This window comes from Lapidilactobacillus gannanensis, from assembly GCF_003946675.1.
GTDB lineage: Bacteria > Bacillota > Bacilli > Lactobacillales > Lactobacillaceae > Lapidilactobacillus > Lapidilactobacillus gannanensis.
Window position 1 is genome coordinate 1 of the sequence record NZ_RHOT01000017.1, and the last position, 12,062, is coordinate 12,062.

Consider the following 12,062-nt stretch of genomic DNA (forward strand, 5'->3'; position numbering starts at 1 on the left):
AGATAAATCAGTTTTTGCTAGGCCCAGAATAATATCTAATTTCTGTGCGGCCGTATATTTAGTTCTAGGCATAAAAAATCCCCTTAAAATTGACAAATGAATTATATTATTTCAATTGTCAACCTTAAAGGGACTATAGCAACCAGTTCTGTTTCAACACCTTCACCAGGGTTTTAAAGGTTTTGAATTTTTCGGTTTTCAATTGGTTCAAATCAATGCCGGCAGCGTTCCACAACCAGCAAGCCCGCAATGGCGTCAGAACCAGTTTCGTTTCAACACCCATACTAAATTTTAGCAATTTCGAATGTTTAACTAACAAAAAGTAAAAGTTTTTGAACTGGAAACCATTAATTTTGGCCTAGTTGCGGTAAAATGAAAGTGCGGGAAACGGTACCAAATACTGAGGAGGTTGTTATGATGCTTGATACAGATCCTAAATTAGCCGTCACTGGTTGGCTAGCAAAAGAAGATCCAGAAATGCTAGCTGAAACTGATCGACTATCATTCTTTTTATATTTATATGAATTATTGGCTAAAAATGATGGCATTGCCAGTGATTTCACTGGCTTCACTTTAGAACCACTTTTGAATCAGCCACAAATCTTAGGTTATCGGGATGCTTATCGCGCCGATCCGGAAGGTTTCGAGAAGAAAGTCTTGGCTGCTTATCAACAGCAAGAATTGCGAGTTAATAAGAGCTTAGCGACGATGGCTTATGTGCTAGTTAAAAATAATCCTTTAGCTTATTTACAAGATTTTGTTCAAGGGTTTGATTTCTGGAAGAATTGGCAGAAAAATCATCGGCCAAGTACGAATTTCTTGTTATCAAACCACGACCAAGAACGGATTACCCAGTATTTCCTGAAAAATAAATAAATTCTAGCTGATGGAGTGTCCAAACAGTCTTGGCATTTGCTGGGCGATTAAAATTTGAATTGGTTTTAGGCGGAATGGCAGATAACTTCGTTTCGGCCGGCGGGGTGTGGAACGGTGTGGGCGTTGATTTGAGCTTATTGCTCGCGCAACAATCTCAAATACAAGCCTTATTGTAAGTGCTAAAGCACCAACAATAATTTCACGCCTGACACCCCGGCGGGCCTGCACTACGTTTTGAGCTAAACTGGTTCAATTTAGATTAGTTCGATTAAACGGCAGGACTAGCAAAGTTAGTGTTGCCCAGCAACCAACTGTGGAAATTGACAAATTCAGTACCATTATCAGAGAAATAGATTGTAGAAACTGACTAAGCTTGTTTGACAAAATTTCTGGTTAATTCAGAGACTGTCAAGCAAGCTTATTTTTGTGCACTGTTTAGTTGTCGCCACAATTCGAATTTAGTTGATTTAACCCATAATAATTGCCTTAACATCTAGCAATGATGAAAAGCACTAACTCAACTCCAGACGGAATGGAGGGCGTGGTTGTCAGCCAATCGGGTTTTATTTGCGTAGGAGCTTGCGAGAAGCAGTCAAATTTGACTTGCCGCTTTAGCGGTTAGACAAAGGCTCGTATTTGAAACAATTGCGGTTTTCAATTGGTTCAAATCGATGCCGGCCGCGTTTCACAACCAACAAGCCCGCAATGGCGTCAGAACCAATTCTGTTTCGACGCCTTCCCCAAGGGTTTAACGGTTTTGAACTGCGGTTTTCAATTGGTTCAAATCAATGCCGGCAGCGTTCCACAACCAGCAAGCCCGAAATGCAGTCAGAACCAATTCTGTTTTTACATCTCTACTGGTTTTGAACTTTGTACTGCAATCGTAAAGGAAAGGACATTTTTTGCGGGTATCAGTTGTCTTAACAGATTTTCCAGGCGATAATATGGGTAGCAAGTATCTGCGTGATAAGGGGGAGTAGCTATGTTAGTTAGACGGAAAATTAACTGGTTGGTGCTGTTATTGGGTCTAGTTGGTTGCTGGTTGTGGTTGGCACCCCAACCAGTGGCGGCGGCGAATCAGACGGCTTGGGTCAATGATCAAGCTAAGGTTTTGTCACAACGGACAGTCGCTGAAATTGACCAAATCAATCAGGAGACTTTTGCTAAGGTTAAGGGCCAGCCGCAGTTGGCAGTGATAACGGTGGACCATTTGCCTGATAACCAAGACATCGACGATTATGGGGTCGCGATGTTTGAGAAGTACCAAGTTGGCCGTCGCGACTGGGACAATGGCCTGTTACTAACTGTGGCAATCGCAGACCATAAATATCGCTTAACAGTTGGGTATGGCTTAGAAGCAGTGATTCCTGATGGCAGTAAGCAAATGATCGTCACAGCTAAAATTAAAGCTGAGCTGAAAGATGGGCGTTATGACGCCGCTATTCGACACATGATTGAAAAAATCAGTCGTCGAGTTGTGACCCAAGAAGCCGCTATTCGCACCCCAGCTGCCATTCAAGAAAAACGACAACGTGACCAGCGTATTAAGATAGGTGTCTTTATTGGCTTAATACTCTTGATTATTTTAGTGGTGGTGGGCATTGTTGCTTATATTCGTCAGAAGCGGCGGTGGCAAGCCTATGCTTTAACAACCTTGCAGGATGAACACTTTTTACAAAAACATCCTTTGGTTCGTTTCATGCCGTGGCCGGAACGAGTGAAATTAGTCAAGACCACATCATTACCAACAAAATTTACTGACGTTCAATTACTACAGCTAGTTTTTATACCTTATTTGCGCGAACATATTAGCGAAATCTTGGCCGCCAATCCAGTGGCCTTAGAATATCCGGCGGCCGATTATCAAGTAGCAATTAAAGCCGTGACCGATCGACCGTTATATACTGCCAAAACGCTGACTAAATTAGTGACACTACTAAATCCAAAAATTCGGCAGATCAAACCGATGATGTTGCGCTATCAACGGGCCTTTGAAATTTATAGCCAGCAAAAAAAGCTCTCTGCTAAACGTCAACAACAATTATGGGCAATTTTGACTGCTAATGTGGATTACTTTGAGACGGTTACTGATGATGAGGCTTTAACCTTGTTTGCTAAAATGGACCGTTATGTCGATCAAAACGGCCAATTGAAGCCGGTTAAAGATCAGGCTGATTTAATGTTACTACCAGTTTGGTGGACGACTTATCATGACGCCACGCTGAATAGTGGTTCCAGTTCTAGCAGCAGTAGTAACTTTGGTAGCGGTTTTGGTGGTGGTAGTACCGGCGGCGGTGGCTTCAGTGGTGGCTGGTAATTGCATAAAACACATACTTCCAGTAAGCTTAAACAAATCTCGTGACAATTCGTGAATATTTTTGTAAATTACAAGTGATAATGAACCAGTTATTGGGTTCGGCGTCACTTGTTTTTTTGTGGCGTCGTTGATCGACAAAATGGAGGGACTCGCATGACGACAATTAAAAATATTAAATTGAATAACGGTGTGTTAATGCCAATGGAAGGTTTCGGCGTGTACCAAATTAAGGACTTGGCTAAAGCTCAAGACGCGGTGCAATCGGCCTTGAAATTAGGCTACCGTTCAATTGATACCGCCCAAGTTTATGGCAATGAAACGGCTGTGGGGGCAGCGGTTAAGGCCAGTGGGATTCCGCGGGAAGATATTTTTCTGACTACCAAAGTGTGGATTTCCAATGCTGGCGAGAAGCGTGCCTATGCTTCAGTGCTTCAGTCATTGAAAAATTTGCAGACAGATTATCTGGATTTGGTGTTGATCCATCAACCTTATGATGATTACTATGGCACTTATCGCGCTCTAGAGACGTTGTATCACGAACATAAAATTCGCGCGATTGGCGTTTCCAACTTTGCCCCGGATCGCTATGTGGATTTCGTGAAACACGTCGGCGTGACGCCAGCAATTAATCAAGTCGAAACACATGTCTTCAACCAGCAGAAGTTTGCCCGAAAATGGCTGCAAAAATATGGCACGCAAATCGAGGCCTGGGGACCATTTGCGGAAGGTAAACATGAGTTCTTCACCAACCAAACCCTGACCAAAATTGGCGAAACTTATGGCAAATCGGCTGCGCAAGTGGCGTTACGCTTCTTGATTCAAGAAGATATTATTGTGATTCCTAAATCTGTGCATCCGAAGCGCATGGCGGAAAATTTAGCTATCTGGGATTTTGAATTAAGTGACGAAGACATGGAGAAGATTGAGAATATGGATGAAGATCAAACTTTCTTCAATGATCATCGTGATCCAGCCTTTGTCGAAGAACTAAACGATCTTAAATTGTAATGATTTCTGGGGGGATAATCATGACGGCAATTAAAAACGTGAAGTTAAATAATGGTGTGTTAATGCCAATGGAAGGTTTTGGCGTTTATCAAGTAACTGACTTGGCCTTGGCTGAAAAGTCGGTCAGCGAAGCTTTGGCTCTGGGCTATCGCTCAATTGACACTGCCCAATTTTATCAGAACGAAACAGCTGTTGGACAGGCGATTTTAAAAAGTCCAGTGGCCCGTGAGGATGTTTTCCTGACGACGAAGGTTTGGCTATCAAATGCGGGCGAGGAAAAGGCGCGCGCTTCAGTCATGAAGTCTTTGCAAAACTTGCAAACTGATTATTTGGATTTGGTGCTGATCCATCAGCCTTATGGTGACTATTATGGGACTTACCGCGCCTTGGAGCAGCTGTATCATGAGGGGGTCATTCGGGCCATCGGTGTGTCAAACTTCTTGCCAGATCGCTATGTGGATTTGGTCAAGAATGTGGAAATCATGCCCGCAGTGAATCAGTTGGAAACTCACGTCTTCTATCAGCAAACGGTAAACGGTGGCGCGGGAATGGTTGCATAAATATGGTACTCAGTTGGAAGCGTGGAGTCCTTTTGCAGAAGGGGAGCACGGCCTGTTCACCAATCCAACCCTGACCAAAATCGGCCAACAATACCGCAAGACGGCGGCCCAAGTAGCACTGCGTTTCTTAGTTCAAAGTGGTATTGTGGTCATTCCGAAATCCGTGCACCAAGACCGCATGGCCGAGAACTTGGCGATTTGGGACTTTGAATTAAGCACTAACGATATGGTCAAAATTCAAGCCCTTGACGAAGAAAAAACGGTTTTCGAAGATCATCGCGATCCTAAATTTGTGGAGCGAATTAATGGTTTCCACATTTAGTTACTGGCTGAGTTAGCAGCTATTTTGAAATTGTACTCAGACTACCCTGATTAGAGTGGTTGCTACTGGGCGATTTTAAGTTGCAAGTACAGCAGTTTTATGAATCTTTATCTGAATTGGCTTTAGGCAGTATGGCGAACAACTCCGTTACGGCCGGCGGGGTGTGGAACGGTGTGGGCGTTGATTTGAGCTCATTGCTAACGCAACGATCTCAAATACAAGCCTTATCCTAAGCGATAAATCGCCAAGGATAATTTCACGCCTGACACCCCGGCGGCCTACACTGCGTTTTGAGTTAGGATAGTGCGATTTAGATTAGGTAGATTAAACGGCAGTGCTGGCAAAGTTAGTTATCGCCCAGCAACCGACTGATGAAACTAACAAAACTCAGTATCACTATTTGGAAAAACAAATCGTAGGAACTAACAAAGCCTACTTAGCATTTTATCTGGAAAATGCCAAGTAGGCTTATTTTTGTGCTCTATTTAGCTGTTACGACGATTCGAATTAAGTTGATTAGTCTCACTGTAATGGCGTCAACATCTAACAATGATGAAGTGCACAAACTCAACTCCAGACGGAATGGAGGGCGTGGTTGTCAGCCGCCAAATTTGTCTTATTGCTTTAGCAATTAGACAAAGGCTCGTATTTGAAACAATTGCGGTTTTCAATTGGTTCAAATCGACGCCGGCAGCGTTCCACAACCAGCAAGCCCGCAATGGAGTCAAAACCAATTCCGTTTCAACGTCTTCACCAGATTTTAATGGGTTTTGAACTTTTCAGCTTTCAATTAGTTCAAATTGATGTCGGCAGCGTTCCACAACCAGCAAGCCCGCAATGGCGTCAGAACCAATTCTGTTTCAATACCATCACTAGTTTTTAACGGCTTTGAACTTAATTTTAAGATCAGAAATTTACAGCAAAGCCAACAGGACAAAGTTGACCACAAACAGCAACGAAACAATCCACAGAATTGGATGAACTTCTTTGCGCTTGCCCGTCACTAACTTGATCAAACAATAAGTGATAAAACCAGCAGCAATGCCGTAAGAAATGTTGTAGCAAAGCCCCATAAAAATCGACGCCATGAACGCCGGAATTGCTTCGGCCAAATCGTCCCAGTCAATATTTTTGAACGCACCCATCATCATAATCCCCACCGCAATCAAGGCTGGCGCAATCGCCTGAGTTGGGACAATGGCAATCAATGGCGCAAACAAACTGCTGAGTAAGAACAAGATAGCAGTGACGACACTGGTCAAACCAGTCCGACCACCGGCACCAATCCCAGCGGTACTTTCCACATAAGTCGTGGTGTTACTAGTACCGACAATCGCGCCGATCGAAGTGGCAATCGAATCAGCGAACAAAGCTTTATCCATTTTTGAAGAAAAACCATGGCCGTTTTCCAGAGCTTGCTCATCGGCATCGGAGAAAATGCCAGTGCGGCGGCCAGTTCCAATGAAAGTACCCAGCGTGTCAAAAGTGTCAGAAAAACTAAAAGCAAAAATGGTCATTAAAACTAATGGCAAGCGGTCCAAACTACTGAAGAGTGAACCCATGCCCTTACTACTGAAAGCCGCGCCAAAAGTCACGCCAAGTTGTTGGAATGAGTGGGCCAATGAATCGGCCGAACTGATTTTTAAATTAGTAATGCCGAAAGGAATGCCTAATAAAGTAATCGCAAAAATACTGATCAAAACGGCACCGGGCACTTTTTTGACGAGGAGGACAATAATTAAGGCTAAACCAATGAGCGCCAATAAAGCACCTGATTGCGAAAAGTTAACCAGCGCCGGAACGATCCCACCGCCAGAAACGATGCTTTGAATGCCACCTTTGTAAGTGGTTTGCGCCGCATTAAAAGCCTGCCCATTAACGCTAGTAATACTGTTGGCATCACTAGTAAATTGCAGAAAACCAGCGTTCTTAATACCAATGTAGGCAATAAAAACGCCGATCCCGCCACCCATGGCATGTTGCAACGATTCAGGAATTGCGGTGATAATCAATTTTCGCACCCGAGTAATCGTAATCAAAATATTGATCAAGCCACAAATGAAGACTAAGGCTAAACCTTCCTGCCAAGTAAAGCCTAAAGCAAAACAAACCGTGTAAGTAAAGAAGGCGTTCAGGCCCATACCTGGCGCCAACGCATAAGGTACGTTAGCGAAGAGCCCCATCACCAAAGTCCCAATACTTGCAGCAATAATTGTCGCTAGAAAAACTGCCTGGCTCGGCATGCCCGTCAACGACAGAATTTGCGGATTAACAAATAGAATATATGACATTGCAAAAAATGTCGTGACCCCAGCCATGATTTCGGTGCTAACTTTCGTTCGGTTTTCCCGTAACTTAAAAAAGCTTTCCATGAATAATGTTCCCCTTTTTCAAATGATAGACTTATTCTAACGAAGAAAAAGAAAATAATCAACACGATAAACGAACTATTTATTCTAATGATGATTTTTTGTTCTGAAATTAATGAAGAAAAAGTTAAACAGTACTATTGCAGGAGAATTCAGTTGATTCATAAATAATTGCTAAACACTATCAATACCAAGCAAAAAGCTCGTTGACATAATAAAAAATGTCAACGAGCTTTTGTGAGTCTAAGCGACCAATTTATTAAATCACGAACATTATTTGTTTAACAAACGTGGCAGCTGGTCCAGTGAATTGACCTCATAAGTCGGTTGGTAGGCCGAGTGGTTGCTCTGATGTTCCGCGTTTAACCACAAACTGTCCAGATGCGATAAATTGGCGCCGCGAATATCGGCAGTCAAGGAATCGCCAATCACTAACATTTCTGCCGGGTCAACTTCCGGCAACGTTTGTTTAACCGCATTAAAAAATAACGGATCAGGTTTACTATGGCCGATGTCTTCGGACAAAAAGACATGTTCAAAATAGGGTGTTAAGTGGGAGCCGGCCAATTGTTGGAATTGTTTGAAACGCGAACCATTGGAAACCACGAAGAGTCGATAATTGGGAGCCAATGCTGCTAGAACTTCCTGGGCGTGAGGCAATAAGGCGTGCTCCTTGGCAAATAACACTTCAAAGGGATCGGCATACAGCGCATTGTCAGTGGTGATGCCATAGTGGGCAAAGTATAAGCGGAAGCGATTAGCCAATAATTCTTCAGTGGTAATCTGTTTGTTTTCCAGCTCTTCCCACATTTCGTTGTTTAATTGGTGCCAATAATTAATTTGCTGATCAGTAAAGGCAAACTCAAAATTCACCGGTAACTTAGTTAAGGCCACTTTGGCGTTCAATTCAGTGTCAAATAGCGTTTTATCAAGGTCAAATAATAGAGCAGAATAATTCATGAGCAGCCTCCCAGCAAAAATTAAATTGATATTCATTCGATTGTATCATAATCAATTAATTGCGCCTATCGAATCTGGTAATTTAAATTCACTTAGTCTTTCCTAGTAAAGGATTGGTTTCAGTCATAAAATTGATGGTTTCAAATAGTAAATCGACTTTTGGTTGTTGGTCAGAATCTAATAAGTTTAAATTCGAGAAGTAGCACGCATAGGAGAAGTGTCATCTGTGTGGAGTTATGTATTAATTATGCTATAAACTGTTTTTTTATAATAATTTAAACGTATTAATTGTCATTTTAAAGGCAATGATGAGGAATAAATTCTTTCATTTTATATTTTTTTTATTTTTATTGTTGCTAATTAAGCTAATGGATGATATTATTTGTTTTGGAAAGCGCTTCCTGGATAAATTTTTTGACGTCATAATATGTATTTTTGCGCTATTATCATACATTCCGTAGTGATGGATGTTTTTTTTGAAAATAATTAAAACGTTTTAATAAATAACTAAAGGAGAATATGTTTGGATAAAAGCAAGCTGAACCAATTACTCGTTCAAATGTCGCTGGAAGAAAAAATTGGGCAGTTAACTCAGTTTACTCCTCAGTATTTAGGAAGAGAAAACGGCGAATTGACTGGGGTTTTAGGCGATTTTGAGGTCGAACAAGTTTATTTAGATAGTTTAGGATCTATTTTAAATGCGGATAGTTTTGAAGATATGGTTGAAATTCAACGGGAACATCTTAAACATGATCGCTTAAAAATCCCCTTGGTTTTCATGAGAGATATTATTCATGGGTACCGAACTATTTTTCCAATTCCTTTGGGATTGGGTGCGACGTTTGATCCTGATTTGATTGAGGAAATGGCTCATCAATCCGGATCAGAAGCTGCTAGTGAGGGTGTACAGGTTACCTTTTCGCCAATGGCGGACTTGTCTCGTGATGCTCGATGGGGACGCGTTATGGAGGGTACTGGTGAGGACTCCTTTTTAAATGCCAAAATGTCAGCTTCCATGGTCAAGGGCTACCAAGGACAACCTGGAATTTTAGCGCATGATCCATCTAGAATTGCAGCCTGTGTCAAGCATTATGCTGGATATGGAGCCGTTTTAGCAGGCCGGGATTATAGTACTGTTGATTTTTCAAGAATAACGCTCTATCAAGACTATCTACCTGCATTTCAATCTGCGATTGAGGCTGGAGCAAAGTTAGTGATGCCAGCATTCACTTTGTTTGAAGGTGTTCCTGCAACTGCTAGTAAGTATTTACTTAAAGAAGTTTTACGTGAATATTTGAAATTTGACGGTGCAACAATCTCTGATTGGGGATCTGTTGATAAATTCATTACCATGCATATTGCTGGCAATCAACAGAGAGCATCTGAACTGGCTCTTAATGCAGGTCTTGATATGGATATGATGTCCGGGGCTTTTGTTCGTGGGCTAAAACAAGCCGTTGCAGAGGGCGCAGTTGATGTAGCTGACATAGACACAGCAGTTTATCGAATGCTGGAATTAAAGAATGATTTGGGCCTGTTCGAGGATCCCTACCGGCAGTTTGGTGAAAATCATGCTACCAATGAAGTTTTTGGAGAGAAAATACGAGCCAATGCACGCAAAGTAGCAACTAAAAGTATTGTGCTTCTGAAAAATAAAAACGTTTTGCCTTTGGATACTAAAATACGAATTGGTGTTACTGGGCCGTTAGGAGATTCTCAAAAAATTCTTGGTGCCTGGAGTTCTCTTGGAAAGCATAGTGATGCAGTTTCACTAGCGACTGGGTTGCAAAAGCAATTTGATCATGTAGAACTAATTCCACTGCCAACTTCAAGTGATCCTGCAGATTATGCGAATATTGATGTCATTGTAGCTGGTCTTGGTGAACGCGAGGATGATACCGGTGAATCAGCTTGTAAAACAAATATTGAATTACCAGAGGATCAAGTAGTCCTCCTGAAAAGATTACAACATACAGGAAAAACTATTGTGGGCGTCATTTTTGCTGGCCGGCCACTAGTTCTGACTAATGTTGTTGGTTTACTAGATGCAATATTATATGCTTGGTTTCCAGGAACTGAAGGTGGTAATGCATTGGCTGATTTGATTAGTGGAGTAAGTTTACCACAAGGAAGATTGCCAATGACTTTTCCGAGAGCAAGTGGGCAAGTTCCAATTTACTATAATACGCCAAGAAATGGCTCACCAGCTAATGATCAAAACCCTTCAAAATTTACGTCTCGATATGTTGATTGTGAAAATGCACCTCTATTTTCTTTTGGCTACGGCTTGGGTTATGGGGATGTTCATTATGGTACTCCAACAATTGATAATAAAGTGTTAACGGATAATCGTGATATTAAAATTGAAATAGCGCTTAACAACACCTCAATGTATGGATCAATTGAAACGATTCAATGTTACGCTGGATCGTCAATCACTGAGATTGTTCGCCCAGAGGTCGAGCTGAAACATTGGCAACAAGTTGAAATACCCGCTGGTAGTACTAAAAAAATCACTTTTACGATTAGTTCCGACGATTTGGCATATGTTCATAGTGATTTAAACCGAGAGGCCGACAAAGGAGCATTTATCGTCAGAATAGGAAGTAGCGCTACTAATTATCAAGAACTTTCATTGGTTTATCGCTAACTGAAATAAAGGTGTCGAATTTGTATAGAGGAGTGAGTTAAATGGAAAATTTCCCGTTAGAAGAACAGCCAATGAAAAAAAGCCTTTTTAAAAGATTACACGACCAAATATTCTACCAATCAATGATTTGGCCAGCAGTAATTTTAATGATCCTATTTAATTTTATACCGATGTATGGCCTGATTATTGCCTTTAAGGATTATACAGTGTTAGACACAATTGGTGGTGCACCGTGGGTAGGACTTAGCTATTTTAAGGAGTTTTTCAAAGATCCCTTATTTTGGAGCGTGATGAAAAATACTGTTGGGATTGCCTTTTGGAAGTTACTGATTGGTTTTCCCGGTGCTATTATTCTCGCAATTTTAATCAATGAAGTTGCCAATGCACATTTCAAAAAATTTGTTCAAACGATTTCTTATTTACCGCATTTTCTTTCATGGGTAATCTTGGGTGGCATGGTAATTACTTGGTTATCGGATTCAGGGTTCATTAATAGTTTACTGATGGATTTAAATTTAATCAGTAAACCTATTGAATTTATGGCCGACACTCATAAATACTGGGGAATTGCGGTGCTCTCAGACTTTTGGAAGGAAGTTGGCTGGGGTACAATCTTGTATTTGGCGTCTATGACTGCTATTGACCCATCACTGTATGAAGCCGCTAAGATGGACGGCGCAACAAAGTTTCAGCAGGTTATCCATATTACGATTCCAGGTATTCGACAGATGATTTCATTGAACCTAATTTTGTCAATTGGCGGATTATTAGGATCGAATCTTGATCAAACCTTAGTATTACAAAACTCACTAAATTATTCATCCAGTGAAGTATTGAATTCGTATGTCTATAAAATGGGTATCAAACAGGGAAACTTTTCATATGCAACAGCGGTAGGAATCTTTGTTTCGATTATTTCATTATTATTAGTTCTTTTAAGTCGTTGGGGTACACGTAAAATTTCCGATAAAAGTGTCTTTTAGAAAGGGGATGCACCTAA

The 12,062-nt window shown here is 41.4% G+C and carries 7 protein-coding genes and 1 pseudogene; 6 read left to right on the plus strand and 2 right to left on the minus strand.

Translation table 11 applies throughout. The features are described 5' to 3' along the window. Positions 1–414 precede the first annotated feature (414 nt). The 4 genes and pseudogenes from EKM81_RS05950 to EKM81_RS05965 all read left to right on the plus strand — a co-directional run bounded on the left by EKM81_RS05950 (position 415) and on the right by EKM81_RS05965 (position 5,083). A complete protein-coding gene (locus EKM81_RS05950) occupies positions 415–876 on the plus strand; it encodes a hypothetical protein (RefSeq protein WP_125649791.1) in 462 nt (153 codons plus the stop codon). Between the two features lie 982 nt (positions 877–1,858). After that, positions 1,859–3,193 carry a TPM domain-containing protein gene (locus EKM81_RS05955; RefSeq protein ID WP_125649794.1) on the plus strand — a complete coding sequence of 445 codons (1,335 nt, stop codon included), beginning with the start codon at positions 1,859–1,861 and terminating at the stop codon, positions 3,191–3,193. Positions 3,194–3,355: 162 nt separating this feature from the next. Further along, complete coding sequence (locus EKM81_RS05960; protein ID WP_125649878.1) at positions 3,356–4,201, plus strand: aldo/keto reductase; 846 nt, start codon at positions 3,356–3,358, stop codon at positions 4,199–4,201. Positions 4,202–4,221: 20 nt separating this feature from the next. Beyond that, a pseudogene (locus tag EKM81_RS05965) lies at positions 4,222–5,083 on the plus strand (aldo/keto reductase). Positions 5,084–5,997: 914 nt separating this feature from the next. Here EKM81_RS05965 and EKM81_RS05970 read toward each other — a convergent pair. Beyond that, positions 5,998–7,455 (minus strand): NCS2 family permease, encoded by a 1,458-nt coding sequence (locus EKM81_RS05970; protein ID WP_125649797.1) that lies wholly within the window; start codon positions 7,453–7,455, stop codon positions 5,998–6,000. A gap of 270 nt (positions 7,456–7,725) precedes the next feature. Continuing rightward, positions 7,726–8,412, minus strand: coding sequence for a YjjG family noncanonical pyrimidine nucleotidase (locus tag EKM81_RS05975; RefSeq protein WP_164509223.1), 687 nt, complete (start codon positions 8,410–8,412; stop codon positions 7,726–7,728). A gap of 523 nt (positions 8,413–8,935) precedes the next feature. On the opposite strand from EKM81_RS05975, the gene EKM81_RS05980 reads away from it, so the two are divergent. Further along, positions 8,936–11,062 carry a glycoside hydrolase family 3 N-terminal domain-containing protein gene (locus tag EKM81_RS05980; RefSeq protein ID WP_125649803.1) on the plus strand — a complete coding sequence of 709 codons (2,127 nt, stop codon included), beginning with the start codon at positions 8,936–8,938 and terminating at the stop codon, positions 11,060–11,062. A 71-nt stretch (positions 11,063–11,133) separates the two neighbouring features. Continuing rightward, positions 11,134–12,045, plus strand: a complete 912-nt coding sequence (locus EKM81_RS05985) for an ABC transporter permease (protein ID WP_225420197.1) — start codon at positions 11,134–11,136, stop codon at positions 12,043–12,045. The last annotated feature ends 17 nt before the right edge of the window (positions 12,046–12,062 follow it).

What these genes read in the sequence shown, in the direction of transcription:
- EKM81_RS05970 (WP_125649797.1), bottom strand. Translation starts at nt 7,455, where the DNA reads ATGGAAAGCTTTTTTAAGTTACGGGAAAACCGAACGAAAGTTAGCACC.
- EKM81_RS05975 (WP_164509223.1), bottom strand. Translation starts at nt 8,412, where the DNA reads ATGAATTATTCTGCTCTATTATTTGACCTTGATAAAACGCTATTTGAC.
- EKM81_RS05955 (WP_125649794.1), top strand. Translation starts at nt 1,859, where the DNA reads ATGTTAGTTAGACGGAAAATTAACTGGTTGGTGCTGTTATTGGGTCTA.
- EKM81_RS05950 (WP_125649791.1), top strand. Translation starts at nt 415, where the DNA reads ATGATGCTTGATACAGATCCTAAATTAGCCGTCACTGGTTGGCTAGCA.
- EKM81_RS05985 (WP_225420197.1), top strand. Translation starts at nt 11,134, where the DNA reads ATGAAAAAAAGCCTTTTTAAAAGATTACACGACCAAATATTCTACCAA.